The 17,886-nt window shown below is 44.7% G+C and carries 16 protein-coding genes; 8 read left to right on the plus strand and 8 right to left on the minus strand.

Features of this window, described 5'->3' with window-relative positions; translation table 11 throughout:
* Nucleotides 1–192: 192 nt before the first annotated feature.
* The gene (locus tag DSM107010_RS07285) at nucleotides 193–1,167 is read left to right on the plus strand and encodes an NAD-dependent epimerase/dehydratase family protein (RefSeq protein ID WP_015157249.1); all 975 of its coding nucleotides are present in this window, start codon (nucleotides 193–195) and stop codon (nucleotides 1,165–1,167) included.
* Between the two features lie 83 nt (nucleotides 1,168–1,250).
* Here DSM107010_RS07285 and DSM107010_RS07290 read toward each other — a convergent pair whose 3' ends face one another.
* The 3 genes from DSM107010_RS07290 to ruvC form a co-directional block, all read right to left on the minus strand.
* Complete coding sequence (locus DSM107010_RS07290) at nucleotides 1,251–2,024, minus strand: ABC transporter ATP-binding protein (RefSeq protein WP_015157250.1); 774 nt, start codon at nucleotides 2,022–2,024, stop codon at nucleotides 1,251–1,253.
* Between the two features lie 202 nt (nucleotides 2,025–2,226).
* Nucleotides 2,227–3,468, minus strand: a complete 1,242-nt coding sequence (locus tag DSM107010_RS07295; protein WP_106168586.1) for an FtsX-like permease family protein — start codon at nucleotides 3,466–3,468, stop codon at nucleotides 2,227–2,229.
* Nucleotides 3,469–3,648: 180 nt separating this feature from the next.
* Entirely contained in the window at nucleotides 3,649–4,194 is a 546-nt protein-coding gene (ruvC, locus tag DSM107010_RS07300) for a crossover junction endodeoxyribonuclease RuvC (protein WP_041463549.1), read from the minus strand.
* Between the two features lie 203 nt (nucleotides 4,195–4,397).
* On the opposite strand from ruvC, the gene DSM107010_RS07305 reads away from it, so the two are divergent.
* The 3 genes from DSM107010_RS07305 to DSM107010_RS07315 all read left to right on the plus strand — a co-directional run bounded on the left by DSM107010_RS07305 (nucleotide 4,398) and on the right by DSM107010_RS07315 (nucleotide 6,993).
* Nucleotides 4,398–5,786: a gluconeogenesis factor YvcK family protein gene (locus DSM107010_RS07305; RefSeq protein WP_015157253.1), complete on the plus strand. Its 1,389-nt coding sequence runs from the start codon at nucleotides 4,398–4,400 to the stop codon at nucleotides 5,784–5,786.
* 114 nt (nucleotides 5,787–5,900) lie between these two features.
* Nucleotides 5,901–6,368, plus strand: a complete 468-nt coding sequence (locus DSM107010_RS07310) for a bifunctional alanine racemase/tRNA (adenosine(37)-N6)-threonylcarbamoyltransferase complex ATPase subunit type 1 TsaE (protein WP_015157254.1) — start codon at nucleotides 5,901–5,903, stop codon at nucleotides 6,366–6,368.
* Complete coding sequence (locus tag DSM107010_RS07315; RefSeq protein ID WP_106168585.1) at nucleotides 6,352–6,993, plus strand: LysE family transporter; 642 nt, start codon at nucleotides 6,352–6,354, stop codon at nucleotides 6,991–6,993. Before DSM107010_RS07310 ends, DSM107010_RS07315 begins: the two co-directional genes overlap by 17 nt.
* Nucleotide 6,994: 1 nt before the next feature.
* Here DSM107010_RS07315 and DSM107010_RS07320 read toward each other — a convergent pair whose 3' ends face one another.
* A complete protein-coding gene (locus DSM107010_RS07320; protein WP_106168584.1) occupies nucleotides 6,995–9,070 on the minus strand; it encodes a diguanylate cyclase domain-containing protein in 2,076 nt (691 codons plus the stop codon).
* Between the two features lie 676 nt (nucleotides 9,071–9,746).
* Nucleotides 9,747–11,075 carry a dihydroorotase gene (locus tag DSM107010_RS07325; RefSeq protein ID WP_127022670.1) on the minus strand — a complete coding sequence of 443 codons (1,329 nt, stop codon included), beginning with the start codon at nucleotides 11,073–11,075 and terminating at the stop codon, nucleotides 9,747–9,749.
* On the opposite strand from DSM107010_RS07325, the gene DSM107010_RS38225 reads away from it, so the two are divergent.
* Nucleotides 11,069–11,215 (plus strand): hypothetical protein, encoded by a 147-nt coding sequence (locus tag DSM107010_RS38225; protein WP_158631747.1) that lies wholly within the window; start codon nucleotides 11,069–11,071, stop codon nucleotides 11,213–11,215. The two genes, DSM107010_RS07325 and DSM107010_RS38225, sit on opposite strands and share 7 nt — an antisense overlap.
* A 124-nt stretch (nucleotides 11,216–11,339) precedes the next feature.
* A complete protein-coding gene (gene lepB / locus DSM107010_RS07330) occupies nucleotides 11,340–11,918 on the plus strand; it encodes a signal peptidase I (RefSeq protein WP_015157258.1) in 579 nt (192 codons plus the stop codon).
* A gap of 8 nt (nucleotides 11,919–11,926) precedes the next feature.
* Here the strand turns inward: lepB and DSM107010_RS07335 are convergent, their stop codons facing one another.
* Both DSM107010_RS07335 and DSM107010_RS07340 read right to left on the minus strand, forming a co-directional pair.
* Nucleotides 11,927–13,270 carry a dihydroorotase gene (locus tag DSM107010_RS07335; protein ID WP_106170402.1) on the minus strand — a complete coding sequence of 448 codons (1,344 nt, stop codon included), beginning with the start codon at nucleotides 13,268–13,270 and terminating at the stop codon, nucleotides 11,927–11,929.
* 123 nt (nucleotides 13,271–13,393) lie between these two features.
* The gene (locus DSM107010_RS07340) at nucleotides 13,394–14,761 is read right to left on the minus strand and encodes a histidine phosphatase family protein (protein WP_106170400.1); all 1,368 of its coding nucleotides are present in this window, start codon (nucleotides 14,759–14,761) and stop codon (nucleotides 13,394–13,396) included.
* A gap of 146 nt (nucleotides 14,762–14,907) precedes the next feature.
* Between DSM107010_RS07340 and DSM107010_RS07345 the strand changes: the two genes are divergently transcribed.
* A complete protein-coding gene (locus DSM107010_RS07345; protein ID WP_127022673.1) occupies nucleotides 14,908–16,554 on the plus strand; it encodes a type II CAAX endopeptidase family protein in 1,647 nt (548 codons plus the stop codon).
* 61 nt (nucleotides 16,555–16,615) lie between these two features.
* Here DSM107010_RS07345 and DSM107010_RS07350 read toward each other — a convergent pair whose 3' ends face one another.
* Nucleotides 16,616–17,050 (minus strand): DUF29 domain-containing protein, encoded by a 435-nt coding sequence (locus DSM107010_RS07350; protein WP_106168971.1) that lies wholly within the window; start codon nucleotides 17,048–17,050, stop codon nucleotides 16,616–16,618.
* Nucleotides 17,051–17,382: 332 nt separating this feature from the next.
* Between DSM107010_RS07350 and DSM107010_RS07355 the strand changes: the two genes are divergently transcribed.
* Nucleotides 17,383–17,856: an SHOCT domain-containing protein gene (locus tag DSM107010_RS07355; protein ID WP_106168972.1), complete on the plus strand. Its 474-nt coding sequence runs from the start codon at nucleotides 17,383–17,385 to the stop codon at nucleotides 17,854–17,856.
* Nucleotides 17,857–17,886: the final 30 nt, after the last annotated feature.

The raw sequence follows: 17,886 nt of genomic DNA on the forward strand, positions 1-17,886 counted from the left end.
AAGGGGGACAAGGGGGACAAGGGGGAACTCGCTCTTCCCCACGACCGAAGGGAGTGGGGATTAGGGGGCGCAGGGGGACAAGGGGGACAAGGGGGACAAGGGGGACAAGGGAGAATAACAACCAACTACCAACTACCATTAACCGTCAACTACTAACTACCAACTACCAACTACCAATTACCCACACCCTTCATGAAAGCACTAGTTACTGGCGCTAACGGTTTTACAGGTTCTCATTTAGTCCGTGCTTTAACCCAACGAGGAGATACTGTTGTTGGTTTGATACGCAAGTCTAGCAATCTTTCCCGTCTGGCTGACTGCCCCATAGAGCTAGTTTACGGCGATATTAGCGATCGCCATGCTCTGCGCGCTGCTATGGCTGGTGTAGACGTGGTGTTTCACACGGCGGCTTATGTGGAATTAGGCATAGTCGATGCAGCTAAGATGGAACGGGTCAACGTAGAAGGAACCCACGCTGTCTTAGATGTTGCCCAAGAATTGAAAGTAGGAAAAGTCGTTTACTGTAGCACTGTAGGAATTTACGGCGATACCCAGGGAAAAGTGATTGATGAAACTTTTAATCGCACTCAAACTGACTTTTCCTCTGCTTATGACGTGACTAAATACAAAGCACAAAAGTTAGCCGACCAATTTGCTGCCCAAGGTTTACCTGTAGTTAGTGTCATGCCTTCGGGTATTTTTGGCTCTGACGATCCCCATTTCGGACCCGTACTGAAACAATTTCTTAAAGGCGGACTGAAATTATGGGCGGGGGGCGATCGCATTACGGGTATCGTTCACGTCGATGACTTAGTAGAAGCGATGCTTTTAGCTGCTGAAAAAGGCAAAACTGGCGAACATTTCATTATCTCTGCCGGAGATTTGCCTACGAAGGAAATGTTTCAAATTATCTCCCAAGAGTCAGGAATTCCCGTTCCCAAGGAAGCACCTAAATCTCTTGTAAAGCTTGTCGGTAATGTTCTCGATCCAATTGGCAGACTGCTAAAATGGCAACCTCCCCTCAGCCGCGAACGAGTTCATTACGTGTACGATCGCTGCGTGCGGGTTGATGCGACAAAGGCAAGAAAAGAGTTAGGCTGGCAACCGCGATCGGTGGAAGAAGTATTGCGTCAAATTGTGAAAGAACTAACGCAATCATCGGTATAACGCTTGTAGGGGCGCACAGTTGTGCGCCCCTGCCCAAATCGAAATTTTTATTGGGGTGCGTTATCTAACACACCCTACGATTCCTACTTCTGCGTCAACATCCCATCTTCTAAATAGCTGACGCGATCGGCAACGTCAATAATTCTGGGGTCGTGCGTCACCATCAAAACAGTGCAACCTTGCTCTTTTGCCAAATTGCGAAGTAACTGAATTACGTTGTGACCGCTTTGAGAATCTAAAGCTGCTGTGGGTTCGTCTGCCATAATCAACTTGGGATTACCAGCCAAAGCACGGGCGATCGCGACTCGCTGTTTTTGTCCGCCGGATAGATCGCTAGGTTTTTGATTCACCTGCGCCCCTAATCCTACTTGTTCTAGCAAAGTTCGTGCTTGTTTTTGGGCGATCGCACCATTAATCCCCTTATAGTTCAGCACTAACTCGACATTTTCTGCTGCCGTTAGCGCCGGAAATAAGTTAAAACCTTGGAAGATAAAACCAATATTATGTAATCTAAATTTCGCCAGCTTTTCCCGAGACATTCTAGTAATCTCTTTGCCAAGCAAGTAAACGCATCCTTCTGTTGGCGTAAGCAATCCTGCCAAAATTGAGAGTAAGGTTGTCTTACCCGAACCGGATGGTCCCATAAGTAATTGAATATCACCAGCTCGAATTTCGAGATCGATCCCCTTCAGCACGGGATACTGCTGTTGTCCTGACTGAAATGCCATTTCTATCCCTTTAGCGACAATGGCTGACGATTCTGGGATATTTGCACCACAGTTCGATTCCGCCGATCTTTTGCGGTGCTTGATTGAAGGCTTAATTGCAGTGGCGAAATTGATTAAAGAGGCTGTCATTATTGCAAATATTGAATCGATATGGTTTTAACTTCACGAAAATTTGGAGTAGCCAGGAAAAATATTAAACTTTGTAATGCATGAATGTATTCTACTTACCTTATTTATTTCTCCCTATATAGCTTTCGGAATAAATGAAGCATTTATGAAGTTGTATATAGATATTGTAAATAGTTTTTTTCTCTCCCTGGGAAGAAGGAAATTATGCCTTAAAGACGATTGCCGGATCGACCCGCGTTACTTTTTGAATGGCAAAGATTGCCGAACCGACACAAATTGCTACCGTAATGCCAAACACGGCGATCGCCGTAGCAGGGGTAATCAAGATCGTGATACCCTGCGTCGCAAAAGTCCATGCACCGACTCCAAAGCAAAGAACTATACCTGGGATATAGCCCAAAACCGCCATCCAAAGCGATTGTTCGATAATTACGCCATATATAGTCCAATCGGATGCCCCCATTGCTTTAAGCGTGCCAAACTCGCGCAAATGGTCAGAGACGGAAGAATAGAGAATTTGACCCACAATGATGCCCCCTACGATAATGCCTACAGTTGCACCCAACCCCAAAATAAAACCCACCCCCGTTCGGCGCTGCCAGAACTGCTGCGTTTTCTTAATCAACTCAGCTTGAGTATATGCAGTGGTATTGGGAATAGCTGTTTCTAATCTCTGCTTGAGCTGTTGCAGGTCTTGCCCAGATTGAGCGCGAATTAAAATGAAAGAAATCGTATCTGAAGCTGCTAGCTGACGTGGTTTAGCTTGAGGACTCTGTTTCTGATTTGTCGGTATACTCGTACATTGAATGTCTTCTGAACCAGTCTGCAACTTACAGGACAACCTAGCATTCTGACCACCAGTTGCATAAGCATTGGCATTCTCTAAAGACGTGAAAACAAAAGGATTAGAAGTAATCGAGCGATTACCTTGAGTCAAGCCTACCAAACGCACTGGTAGAGAACCGAGTTCTGCTATGTCGCCAACTTTGCTCACGTTTAGCGATCGCAACGTGCTAGTATCTGCGATCGCTGTGTAAGGTTGTTGCAAAGCTTGCCTACTACCCTGGATCAAATTGTTGGGGTTAAATAGTTGTCCTTGCGGATCGAAACCAATCACCCGTACCAAATTGATATCGCTGCTGGAATGTCGCCAAACAGCACTCTTAAAAATCAGTGCTTCAGCGCGTGCTACTCCTGCTACCTCCTGAGCTTGGTCTAATGTTGTTGCTGGTAGCGGCAAGCTGAGTTCTGGCTGGACTAATGTATCAGAAGTTACCCAAATATCAGCATTGGCATTATATATTAACTGTGCTGCCGATCGCGTAAATCCATTGAAGATACCTGTTTGAATAGTTACCAGGCTCACGGCGAACATAATTCCTGCTTGCGCTACCAAAAAGCGAGGAATATCTTCCAGCAGGTTTTTACGAGCGAGTGAAACCATAAGACAAGAGCGTGTATAGGAATATCTTACCGAGCAACAACTTTTGTTTTTCTGACAGTAGACAGTTTGTTATTTGTCATTTGGAATTGGTAATTGGTAATTGGTAGTTGATAGTTGACGGTTAATGGTTGCTGGTCACTGGTCACTGGTCACTAGTCACTGATAACTGGTAACTGCTCCCTAGACTTGAAACCATGCAGTTAAGGCTACTGCTAAAGCATCAGCAGCGTCGTCTGGCTGAGGGATGTAGTCTAGATTTAATTCGCGGGCTACTGCGAGTTGGACATCGCGTTTATCGGCATTGCCCCACCCCGTCAGCGCTTGCTTAATTTGGGCGGGAGTAAACTCGATGTAGGGGATGTTGTGCTGGGCTAGGACAAGCATTAAAACTCCCCGTGCTTGAGCTACGGAAATAGTACTAGCCATGCGGTAAAAGAACAGCTTTTCAATTGCTACTAAGTCCGGTTGCCATTCTTGAAGTATGGTATGTAAATCTTCATAAATCGTACAAAGTCGGCTGCCGATCTCGTTTTTAGCAGCAGTTTGAATTATGCCAAAGTCTAGCAACTTGACCGAAGTGGCGATCGCTTGGGTCGGAATTGGGGCAGACTTTAATGAAGTTGCTGTTGCGATCGGATCTCCTACTGGCGTACAAATAGCACCGAAGCCTAAAATTGCTAGCCCGGGATCTAATCCCAGAATCCGTTTTTCTAGGCGTTTTTCCAGCCGTTGTTCAATTTGTTGTTTCGATCCCACTGAACCCTTTTACCTCGTTCCCATGTCTAGATTGCTATCATTGTTCCGCAAGTTCTCTTTTGCAAGTTCTCTAAAGTGACTTAGTTTCTAGTTGGTCGATCGTCTGATATACATTGTCATATCTACCTGCATCAGATTCACCTGCGTTATGTCCACCTGCCACGTATCCAGTTATGCCTTTTAATACTCCTAAACGAATTCTCAAGTATTTTCGGCAGGACTCCCGCGCTGTCACTCCCTATCGTGTCAACCAATGGTTTAAGTGGTTATCTCCTGGTTTATCAATCAAGCGCTGGTTATTAATTAGTGCTAGTGGAGTGTGTTTTGTTGGTTTAGGTTTGGCAATCTGGATTAAACTAACACCAATTTTTTATGCAATTCAATTAGTTGAAGGGTTTCTCAATAAAGTTACAACTATTTTACCTAGCTATATTAGCGGTCCTTTAGTTTTGTTATTGGGCTTTTTGTTAATTCTCTGGGGGCAATCTCGAACCGTAGGTTCAATTACTGAGGTATTCCGCACGGATGGCGATGAAGAACTGATCGATTTACTGTTGAACTATCGCCGCTTAAACCGAGGACCAAAAATTGTGGTTGTGGGTGGTGGTACGGGACTATCAACGCTATTACGGGGATTGAAAACATACAGTGCTAACATTACTGCTGTTGTCACCGTAGCGGACGATGGCGGTTCCTCTGGAAGGTTGCGTCGCGAAATCGGCGTTTTACCCCCAGGAGATATTCGTAGTTGCCTAGCAGCGCTAGCATCAGAAGAAAAATTATTGACAGAACTATTTCAGTATCGCTTCAAAGCTGGAGATGGATTAGTCGGACACAGTTTTGGCAATTTATTTTTGACCGCTATGAGCGATATTACTGGAGATTTGGAACAGGCGATCGCGGCAAGTTCCAAGGTTCTTGCTGTCAGAGGTCAAGTGTTGCCAGCAACTCTCAGCGATATGCGTTTGTGGGCAGAATTAGCGGACGGTCGCCGGATAGAAGGGGAGTCTAATATCACTCATGCTAAGGGTAGTATTATCAGACTCGGTTGCACTCCTACCAATCCCCCAGCACTACCCAAAGCCTTGCAAGCGATCGAGGAAGCAGACTTTATTGTTATTGGTCCTGGCAGTCTTTACACTAGTATCATTCCTAATTTGTTAGTACCAGAAATCGCCGCCGCGATCGCCAAACGGTGTCAAAAAGGCAATCCTCCGATTCCCTGTATCTACGTCTGCAATATCATGACTCAACCAGGTGAAACTCAAGGTTATTCTGTTGCAGATCACATTCGCGCGATCGATCGCGCTTGCGGGCGACATTTATTTAGTGCTGTACTCGTACAAAAGCAATCTCCTTCAGAAACTAGCTTAATCCGCTACGCTCAAGAAAATTCTCATCCTGTCTTTCTCGATCGCGAAGAAGTAGCACAGTTAAAGCGACGAATTATCCTTGCTAACGTGATGGATGAAGACGAACAAGGTTTAGTACGTCACAACCCGCAACGCTTGGCAGGAGTCCTATTTCGCTGGTACAGTCGGGCGAGTAAGATGAGAGGATGAGGTTAAAAGTCAAAAGTTAAAAGTCAAAAGTCAAAAGTCAGGAGTCAGGAGACAGAAGTTATGACTAACCAGTAGTAACTGATAACTGATAACTGATAACTACTCATTCAAATCATGAGAGAGACAATTGTACTTTCGTTAACAAATGCAGCAGCAACGCGATCGCTTGGTGTTAATTTAGGGCGCTGTTTGCCTGCTGGTAGTACGATTTTGTTAGAAGGCGATCTAGGTAGTGGGAAAACGACTTTGGTACAGGGGATTGGTGCGGGTTTGGGGATTCACGAGCCAATCCAGAGTCCTACTTTTACGTTAATTAGCGAGTATTTAGAAGGTCGGATACCTTTATATCATTTCGATTTGTATCGTTTAGAACCAACAGAAATTACAGAATTACAACCAGAAATTTATTGGGAAGGAATAGAGTTTGCCCCTGGAATTGTGGCAATTGAATGGGCAGAAAAGTTAGATTACAAGCCGTTAGATTATCTCCTGATTCGACTGATGCATCGAGGCGATCGCGATCGCATAGTTGAACTTACCTGTATTGGAAACTTTCAATTAGATTATGCCTTTATTACCTGAATTAATCGCCGTAGCCGTTTTACAATTTCTAGTGATTATTGCACCTGGAGCAGATTTTGTGGTGATTTGTCGTAATAGTTTAGTTTATTCGCGGCGAACGGGAATTTATTCTGCTCTCGGTTTAACTTTGGGAATTTTGGTTCATGCTAGTTATTCTTTAATTGGGATTGGTTTTATTATCTCGCGATCGATTGTTTTATTTGCTTTGATTAAGTATTTAGGTGCTGCTTATCTAATTTACCTTGGTTATAAATCATTAATAGCGAAACCACAACGGCAACTAGATCGGCAGTCTAGACGCTCGCAGACTAGTCAAGATCTTAGTAAGCTAGCAGCCGTTAGAATGGGTTTTGTTAACAATATTCTCAATCCTAAAGTGACTTTATTTTTTTTAAGTTTATTTACTCAAGTTATCAACCCGCTTACACCTATACCCGTTCAAATTTGGTACGGCTTGCAAATGGGAATAATGACTTTTACTTGGTATACATCAGTAGCGCTCGTCATGTCTCACCCCATACTTAAAGAAAAATTACTTTCAGTTACCCATTATTTAGAAAAGGCAATGGGAGCAGTTTTAATTGCTTTAGGAATCAGGGTTGCATTATCGGGAGTAGAGAAATAAATTATCGCCGCGCCGACTGTTCGACTGGATTGCGATCGCAAATTTCATAACGTCCTTTACCAGTAGTTTTTGCCCGATACATAGTGAGGTCAGCCTTGTGTAACAAATCTTCCGGTCGTTCGTAACCTGTAAGATTAAAGGCAACGCCAATACTAGCGCTAGTATCGATCGTATGTCCGCCGAAGTGAAAAGGTAAATTTAATTCTCGTTGAATGCGCTCGGCAACATGTACGGCATCATTCGTATTTTTAATATTTTCTAGTAAGATAGTAAATTCGTCTCCTCCTAACCTGGCTACTAAGTCGTCTGGGCGCAGACAAGCTTGCAGACGATGTGAAATTGCAATTAACAAGCGATCGCCAATTGCATGTCCTAGAGTATCGTTAACTGATTTAAACCGATCTAAATCAACAAATAAAACAGCTAATAAAGAATGTTCTTGTTGACTGCGATCGATCGCGCTATCTAAACGTTGCATAAATAAAGTACGGTTAGCCAATCCAGTTAAAGGATCGTGCGAAGCCTGATGCATCAGTTTTTTCTCAGTGATGTGACACGCGAGAATTTCGGCGCGGAGTTGCTGATTGACTTCTGCCAATTCTCCAGTCCGTTCGCGAATTTTATTTTCTACTTCGTCGTAGGCTGACTGTAAGGCAACTTGCGATCGTTGTCGTTCCCAAGCTGATAATGCCAAAGCAACTAAATTCGCGATCGAAGCTGTAAAATTTTGTTCTTCAATTAACCATTGGCGTGATGTTTTCTTGTGTCCGTGGCAGACAATACCTACAATCCTACCATTGAGGTAAATTGGTGCGTTCACCATTGCGCCAATTCCAAGTTTTACCAAAAATCGCTCTGCCATTTTTTTGGTTTTGGGTTCGGTGCGTACATCTGCTGTTGCTAATGCTCGCTCTTGACGCAAGGCTTTAAAGTAACCAGGATAATCTGACGCTTGCCACTCCATCCCTGTTGTATACGCAGCAGTACTGCATTGATATAGAGCCGCACACTGTAATTTTCTGCCTCCAGGACTATACACCCACACGCTGGCATACTCCACCTCTAGAGTATCGGCTGCTGCTGCCGTAATTTCACGTAAACGAGCGTTGAGGTCGCTATTTTCTGCCGTTTGTCGCTTAGCTAGCTCGGTTAAAATCTTGCTGTATTTGTAATAGCGTTCTTCCCTCGCTCGTTGTTGATATTGAGAATCTGCTAAGGCTTGCAGCATATGATTAATTGCATCTGCTAAGCTTGATAGTTCATCTTTATTTGCTGCTATATTTTGGGATACTGCATCTCCCGTGCTGAGACTGCGAACATTGCTGCTGAGGCTAGAAAGCCTTGAAAACACTAATCGATCGAGTAGCAGTAGCACGATCGCGCTCACGCTTACACTAACGACCAATAAGCATAAAAATAAGTAGCGAATGCTAGCTTGTCCTTGATGGTAGATATTTCTGGGCATTTTAACGCTCACAATGACAGCAGGTTGCCCGTAAATATCCCTAATCAGAGTATATCCAGCAATAGTTTCTTCGTTGAGAGGACGCACCAAAACTTGCTGCTGCAATAAAGCAGTCCTTGCTGCTTGGAGATCGGCAGGTAGGCGATCGTCATTAACTGCCTGTAGAGCAAAATCGAGATGAGTGCGTTCGGATATGCGAGCGATCGCATCGCGGTTGAGATAGCGACCGAGAATTAAGACTCCATGACTCAATTTGCTCCGATCTGTTTTGCGAATCGGTCTGACAGCAATTAATATTGGGGTACGTTGAAGCAGAATTAATCCGGCGATCGCATTATCTCCCCGCAACAGTTCCTTGCTAGCCAAATGTTGCTGAAGATCGCTACCAACGGGTAAGCATTTTTGACAGGTCGGCTCGGAAAATTTTCCGTAAACAATTTCCCCCGATGAATTGACAAAAGCTACTAAGTTTAGCTGGACGTTAGTGAGACTAAGATTATCTACATTATTGTCAATATAGCTTTGATTCGAGTTGTCAAAGAACACGTAAGTTTCGTCCCATTCAGCCCAATCTGTAGCAATCAGATTGACTCGAAAAATTTCTTCATCCAAAGCTTTTTGGACTCACTCAACCCGAGCGCGAGTCTCCTGTTGCTCTAACTGGATAAAGCTACCAAGTAAAACGGTAGCCGAGGTAGTGTAAAGAACTGTAACCAGGCTAACTATAGTAGTTCCGACAATTGGCAGTATTTTTTGGCGTAGTCTCATGGGTTTGACTTTGCTAACCCTTAAAAGCTTGACTAAAGAAGTTTCCAAACCCCATAATTGCAGCACGGCTAAGTGTAATTTCAACCCAGTTATCGCCTTCAATAATTTCAATTTAAAAAAGTAAATTTAAAAAGCGATCGTCTGCTACCAATGAGGATTGTTAACCCGTCGAGGTGAATAACATTCTTAGGAAATCATAAAGTTCTATAGGGCTACCACCGTAAATTTACTGATGTCGTGAACTCCTAACATTTCCTATTTTTAAGTCCTCCGTAGGTTTGCGGTATTATCTTATTTGATATGAGTTTTAGAATTTATTAATATTTAGCTATTTAAAAAATATATCCGTAAATTTGCTGAAGTTGTTGTTAGGGAGCAGGGAGGAAGAGAGCTGAGGGAGCTGAGGAAGCGCAAGGTTGCGCTCGGGAGCAAGACAATTCGCAATTCGCAATTAATTCACCACACCCCACACCCCACACCCCACACCCCACACCCTTTCTTCACTGATAACTGTCAACAATTACTCGCCAAAACTCAAAGCTTGCCCTCTAACTTGAGTATTTAACTTGCCGCGATCGTAGACGAGTTGACCGCCGACAATGGTGTAGGCAGCCCAACCAGTTAAATTCCAACCTTCAAAGGGACTCCAGCCACATTTTGTCTGTAATTCTTCTCGTCTGACGGGATGGTAGTTATTCAAATCGACGAGGACGAGATCGGCATCATAACCTGGGGCGATCGCCCCTTTATTAGGTATTTCGTAAGCTTTGGCTACAGCTGTAGACATCCAATGAGATACCTGGGCGACGGTACAGCGCCCTTGCATTGCCTGTGTCAGCATGAGAGGCAAAGATGTTTCTACCCCTGGCATACCAGAAGGTGTATTGGGATATTGCTGGGCTTTCTCTTCTAAGGTGTGTGGCGCATGGTCTGTGGCGATAAAATCGATGACACCATCGAGTAAAGCTTGCCAGAGAACTTCATTGTCGTGAGGCGATCGCAGGGGTGGATTCATCTGCGCCCAAGTCCCGATTGTTTCGTAAGCACTGGTATTAAGTAACAAGTGCTGGGGTGTAACTTCCGCCGTTACCCAACTCGGTTTGTCTTGCCGCAATAACTCCGCTTCTTCTGCTGTAGACATATGGAGAATATGCAGGCGACGTTGGTACTTTTTCGACAGTTTGAGCGCTAATTGTGTCGCTAGAAGCGCGGCTTGATTATCTTGAATTTGCGAGTGAATTGCCGGATCGTGAATGCCAGCAAATTCCTGTCGTCTTTGGTTAATGCGGGCTTGATCTTCAGCATGAACGGCAATTAAGCGATCGCCCCGTGCAAAAATTGCTTCTAAATACGCTTCTCCATCTACCAATAATGCCCCGTGCATCGAACCCATAAAAATCTTGATCCCTGGTGTGGGGTGGGCAGTCAGCAAGTCGGGGAGATTTTCAGCAGTTGCTCCGATAAAAAAGCCATAATTGACTACACACTTTTGCGCAGCTCGTTGTAGCTTGTCATCTAGCGTTTGTTGAGTCGTCGTCAGCGGACGAGTGTTAGGCATCTCCAAAAATGAAGTCACTCCACCCTTAGCACAAGCACAGCTAGCGGTGAATAAATCTTCTTTATGTTCCAGTCCTGGTTCGCGAAAGTGGACTTGCGGATCGATCGCCCCTGGTAGCAAAGTTAAACCCGTTGCGTCAATTTCCGTCACGGCTGCGTCGCTGGGAGTGGGAATATTTGGGGCAATTTCAACGATCTGGCGATCGCGAGTCAGAACATCTCCCAAGAGAAATTCTCCAGAGGGCAACAGGATACGAGCGTGGCGAATGAGTAAGCTAGAAGTAGATGACATATAGAAGTGGTAAGTCGGAAGTTGGGAGACAAGGGAGACAAGGGAGAAAGAAATTTACAATCTCCACACCCTACACCCTACACCCTACACCCTACACCCTACACCCCACACCCCACACCCCACTAGCCACTAGCCACTAGCCACTAGCCACTGATAACTGATAATAGAGAGAATACAATTTCTATAGATCCGATTAACAAGCAACATTTTTCACCAAGTTACGTTTTTTTACCTACTACCCCCTAAACACAAGATTTAGCATCTATGTCGCGAGTCCAAAATCAAGTGCCAGAGCAGAATTCTCCTCAAGACAACGAAGGTTCGTGGATTGGAGAACTAGGCAGAACAATTATCTTGAGTGTAATTTTGGCTTTGGGTATTCGTACCTTTGTGGCAGAAGCCCGCTGGATTCCCTCGGAATCAATGGTTCCGACACTCCAAAAGTATGACAAGCTGATTGTGGACAAAGTCAGTTATCATTTTGTCGAGCCGGAACGGGGCGATATTGTAGTATTTTCACCTACAGAGACAATTAAAAAAGATAATCCTAACCTGAAAGACGCTTTTATTAAACGCATTGTTGGACTGCCAGGGGATAAAGTAGAAGTTAAAGGAGAGCGGGTCTATATCAACGATCGCCCCTTACAGGAAAAGTATATTGAAGCTCCGCCACAGTACCAGTACGGACCTGTCACCGTACCACCGAATTCTTACCTAGTTTTAGGTGATAACCGCAACAACAGTTATGACAGTCATTTTTGGGGATTTGTCCCTAGAGATAATATCATTGGTCGGGCAATTGTCCGGTTTTGGCCTCTCAACCGAATTGGAGAGTTGAATTAAATTAGACTCTACAGCCAGATTTTGACAACGCGACCGTTGACTTGTTGACCCAACCAAGGGGTATTGTGAGAGCGAGATTTTAAAGTCTGCTGCGTCACAGTCCAAGTGTGTTGGGGGTCGAAGAGAATCAATTCCGCTGGCGAGTTGGGAGCGATCGCATTTACATTCTGTTGCAAGCACTCAGATGGACGGTGACTTAAGGCTTGCCATAACTCTAAGGCGGAAAATTCTCCAGTTGCTACGAGATTTTGCCAGAGTAAGGGTAAAGCGAGTTCTAAGCCAATTGCCCCAGCAGGTGCTTCCGCAAAGGCAACCGTTTTTTCTTCATAGGTATAGGGCGTGTGGTCGATCGCGATCGCGTCTATAACCCCCGTCCGCACGCCTTGGCGTAGGGCTACAACATCTTCAGGATTGCCTAAAGGTGGTTCTACCCGTAAAGCAGGATTGTAACTGCTCAAGGCTTTGGTATCGAGCAATAGATGCATCCAAGTCGTACTAGCGGTAATTGGTAAACCGCGTGCTTTTGCCGTTGCGATTAACTCAACGCTACGGGCAGTAGAAACCCGCATCAGATGCACGGGAGTACCAATCGCGGCAACTAATTCTAGCAGAGCAGCCAGAGCAGTTGTTTCGGCGATCGCGGGGTTTCCTGGTAAGCCAGATCGCATAGAGTAAACACCCTCTCGCACCACTCCATTGCCAACCAGACCACGGTGACAAGCGCAGAGCGCTACTGGCTTATCTAAAGGTTTGAGATATTCCAACATCCGCCGCAACAGCCCCCAATTTTCAATTGGCTGACCGTCAGCAAAACCCACAATTCCCGCCGCTCCCAATTCTGCTAACTCCGTCATTTGCTGTCCCTGGACTCCGGTTGTGAGCGCACCCCAAAAAGAGAGCTGGGGGAGCTGAGGGAGCTGAGGGAGCTGAGGAGACAAGGGAGAGGGGGAAGACAAGGGAGCAAATTTCTCAGTTCTTCCTTGTCCCCCTTGTCCCCCTTGTCCTTTTCCCAGTAGCCTAGACACCACAGCCGAGTTATCCACAGGCGGAACGGTATCGGGTAACAAATTAACGCGCGTGAAGCCGCCAGCAGCAGCAGCTGCTGCAAGAGTTGCCAGCGTCTCTCGTTCTTCAAACCCTGGTTCTCCCGAATGGCTGTAGAGATCTACCAGCCCCGTGCCTAAGATCGAGCCTTGACAGTCATTAACTTGAGTATCAGCTGGATAATCGGTCAATTGTGGCGCTATTGCCGCGATCGCGCCATCTACAATTAACACGTCACATGCTTGGCGATCGCTCCCCGTCACCGGATCGATAACCCGTACTTGTCGTAGTAATTCACTCATCGTCATTTGTCATTTGTCATACCCTACGGGAAGGGCTTCGCCCTATGTCATTTGTAATAAATCGTGGTTAGTTGTTCTTGGTTTTGACTTTTGACTTTTGACTTTTGACTTATTCATGACCAATGATATTTACAACGCTCCAGCTGCGGTCTTGTCGAGTACGCCTCCGCCTAAGTGGGTGGTAATATTCATTGCTTGCAACACGGGTAAACCATTTAAGCCTTGAGGATAATCAATGACTGTCACGGCTCCGTTACCTTGGCGGAAGTTCCAAAACTGAGCGGTGGATAAACCTAAAACGTGGCATAGCAAAACTTTGTTTGTGGCATCGTGTGCCACCACTATACCTGTCTGAGGGCGATCGGTGACCGAAGATAGCATTGTCTGCCAATCAACAACGCTGCGTTCCCAGACTTGCTGTAAATTTTCTCCTTCTGGCATTTGCACCTCACCTGGTACTGTCCGCCACCGTTCTAGTTCCCCTGGAAATGTTTGTTCGATTTCTGCTTCTAATTTTCCTTCCCAAAGTCCGTGACCGATTTCTCTGAGTCCGTCATATAACTTCAGTTGAGTTTCCGGGTGATGCTGCAAAATAATTTCGGCTGTTTCCTTGGGACGCAGCATCGGACTGCTGAAGGCAAAATCGAGTTTTACGGTTTTGAGAAATTCTGCGGCTTTACGGGCTTGTTCTCTGCCATTGTCATTGAGGGGAACGTCTATTTGCCCTTGAAATTTGGTCTGGCGATTCCACTCGGTTTCGCCATGCCGAATCAGTAAGATTCTTTGTCCTTGATGGTTCGGTCGGAAAGATGGTAAAACATCTCTGCCCAGGTGGGCGAGTTGATTCATTGATTCAAGCTGTACGGAACCGCCTTGACCCTGACTTTCACTAGGCGGGAAGGGGGGTTTAAAATTTAAAACGCTAATCCCGCAATTGGATTGTTGGATGGAATGATAGCGGCTGGGAGAAATGCCAATTGCGGTACTGAGGAGGGCGCGGTTAATGCCGTTGTGTCCCACAATTAAGATAGTTTCCCCAGCATGGCGGGAGAGAATATCTTGCCAAAATTGCCGTGCTTGTTGATAGAGGGCGAGGACGGGAAAATGCTCTTTTGTGCCTTGAGGCGTTTGTAGCTCCATTTTGAATTCGTGAGGAAACTCGTGCCACAAGCGGTAGTCTGTGGGAAATTTCTCCTTGACTTCATGGACTGTGAGCTTTTCCCATAGGGGTAAGTCAATTTCTAGTAATTGTTCTGTAACTGTTAGAGGTGTTGTCGTGGCGAAACAGTTGCGAACGATTTCTGCTGTTTGTCTGGCACGTTGCAGCGGGCTGGAGTAGATAGCGGCAAAGTTGAGATTGCTAAGGGCTGCGCCGACTTTGAGAGCATCTTCACGCCCTTGTTCTGTTAAGACTGAAACATCGCTACGTCCTTGGATGCGACGTTCGGCGTTATAGCTGCTTTGTCCGTGGCGCACGATTACAACACGAGTGGTCATTTAGATAAGAGCTAAGGTTTAGAATTCAAATTTATTGCCAGGGTCATTTTAACTTGCAGCGATCGCCATCGCTAGGGAAAAATTTTTCCCCCTGGCTGTTTCTTGCCATAATGCTCAAGAAGGGCGATCGCATTCTAGAGTGTGGCATGACAATTAAGCGGGTAGTTTTAAGTGTGTTGACGGTGTTAACAGTTTTACTGGCTGGAGCATCTTTATGGCAAAGTTGGCAGCAGCCCCAGTTTCAAAGTCGCTTGGAACTCTACGAAACTAATCTTCTCTTGCGTGCTGCCGAGTGGCAACCCCAAGATAGTGGGGGTAAAGATTTGACTAATGCTCGTAAAGCTTTGTTGGGAGATAAGCCCATAGAATCAGCAATCGAGCAATATCAGGAAGCTAAGACTTCAACCCAGAAAAACATTAAGAAAGCTTTAGCACAACTCAAACAAGCGCGATCTCTACCTGAATCCGCACCAGCTACTCCTCAGCCTAAATCTGCCACTCCACCAGTGACAGAAACGTCTCGTGCTAACCAAGAGACTATATCACAGCGATCGCTCGCTCGACTAGAAAAACTCAACGCCGAACTCACCTTACGCTTGGGAATTCTCCAAGCACAGCAAGGAAAGACGGCGGAGGCGGTGAAGACTTGGGAAGAGTTGATAAGACAAGGGGGACAAGGGGGACAAGGGGGACAGGGGGAGAGTATTTCACTTACGACACCCCACACCCCACACCCCACACCCTACACCCCAATTATTGAAACAGCTAACGCCCTCATCGGACTGTGGAGCAATCCGGCGCGGTTGTTGCCTGACGCACAGCAGTTGATTCAAACTAATTTAGACGGATGGTTTCGCGATCGCGCTTTGTTGCGTCTCTACGAACTTCAGCAACGACAAGATGCATTTGCACAACTACAAGCGACACAACAAGAATTAGCCGAACGAGCGATTGTCAAGCTAGCAATTATTGGTAGTTTACCCTGGTTGGCAGGCGTGACTGGCTTAGGGTTGCTGATTTTTTTGATAGCTCAGAGATTGAGAAAAGGCAAAGAATCTGTTCTATCTCGAAATGAAGATACAGTTTGGGTTACACCTTGGACTGGGGAAATAGTTTGGCAAGTATTTATTGTCGGTTTTTTCCTGATGGGACAAGTGTTAATTCCCCTAACACTTTCATTTCTTGGTGTCAAGCCTGTAGGCGGACAAATTAGGATTCAGGCTTTCTACGTTTTGGTTAATTACTTACTACTAGCTGCGGGAGGGCTGGGAGTTTTATATTTATCGATTAAATCGTTTTTTCCCCTCCCTGAAGGCTGGTTTCGTTTTAACTGGCGAAGTAACTGGATATTATGGGGTTTTGGTGGGTATTGCGTTGCTTTGCCTTTGGTATTGATCGTGTCAATTATCAATCAACAATTGTGGCAAGGGCAAGGCGGTAGCAATCCGCTCTTATCGTTAGCGTTGGAAGCACGAGATAGTGTAGCTTTGAGTATATTCTTTTTTACTGCCGCGATCGCTGCTCCTTTGTTTGAAGAATTTCTGTTTCGCGGTTTTCTGTTACCTTCTCTTACCAGATATATGTCTGTTTGGTGGGCAATTATTTTGAGCGCTTTCTTGTTTGCCTTAGCTCATCTCAGTCTTTCAGAAATTTTACCGTTGATGACGTTGGGAATAATTTTAGGGATAGTTTACACGCGATCGCGCAATCTTTTAGCACCAATGTTGCTGCACAGTTTGTGGAATAGTGGGACGCTGGTGAGTTTGTATATTTTGGGGAGTGGTGCTACTTGAGAAAGTCAAAAGTTAAAAGTCAAAAGTCAAAACTTTGGAAAAGAGAGTATAGGCAATTGCATCAGCTTGGCAAAAATTCAAAATCCAATATTTGCGACAAGCTGTAGGGACATTCAATAGGAAAATGCTGTAAAAATATTGTTGTTTCTTCTGCGGCTTGCTCGCTTGCCCTAGTATAAACAAGCGGTAAGACTTCTACTAAGAAATCGCCAGCTAAACTCGGATTATCTTGTAATAAATCACTCAGTTCAGTTCTAGCATTGCGAATCGAAGCTTTCCAACTATTACTACGATGTTCTGGTTGATATTGCCATTTGAGCAGATGCATTAATAAAATTACTAAATGGCTTTTTACTGCCCTTTTTTCGCTTCTGCCCAAAGTCTCGATTTCCTCAATTAAATTATCCCAGTCTACCAAATTATATTGTTTATCTTTTATCATCTGGACAGTCTGTTGCGTCCATTGATAAAAGTCTTTTTCGTAAAGATTTTTCATGGTACGATTATCACTCTACTGTCCTATTAAGGTCATCTGCTGCTAGCGTAGCATAAGGTGAGTTGAGTATTGTGTGGAAAAAAGGTTACATGCGATCGCACAATCTTTTTGCTCCAATGCTGCTATGTCCGAGAGCTTGAGTCAGCAAAATTTAAGAAATATTAAATTCGCGATGGTTTTGATGCATGTAGTAGCTAACTGGGAACGCTATCTATTGAAATAGCCAGCAATAGTAGTGCTGCTTGTCAGGTAGGTAATACCTATTTTGACTAATATCAAAAAATCAAATTTTTCATTCCAAACTTGGAACTTTAGTTGATTTTATCGGAATCATGAATAATTCTATCTATGCATTTCACTTTTCAATAGCCAAACTTAGGTCTGACATAGGTAAAAATGCCTTTTTTAAGCAGACAATTCACATCTACACAGATCGAGTTGTAGCCGAGATTTGTGGGGAAACAATTGATATTACTCAACTAGATTTGACCGATATGGGCGATCTCAATAAATGGGACAGGGAAAAACAGTATTTTTTTCAAGTAATTTTAAATGATGGTAGAAAGCTAGTTGGCTATGTTGAAAAGGAAAGAAGGCAAGAATTTATGACGGCAAAGAAAGCCATAAAAGCTGCTAAAAAAGCTTATAAGGACAGCAATTCTAACTCGGATAACTCAGCCAAAAAATCTGGTTATAGAACTTCTGGGATAGCTAGACAAATTGAGTCTCTTTCAATACTTCATGCCCAAGGTGTCATAAATGATGCTGAGTTTGAAGCCGCGAAAAGAAAAATTCTTGGTATTTAACTTAGCTTGTAAGTTTTGAAAAAGCTTTAA

This window comes from Chroococcidiopsis cubana SAG 39.79, from assembly GCF_003991895.1.
In the GTDB taxonomy this organism is placed as follows: domain Bacteria; phylum Cyanobacteriota; class Cyanobacteriia; order Cyanobacteriales; family Chroococcidiopsidaceae; genus Chroococcidiopsis; species Chroococcidiopsis thermalis.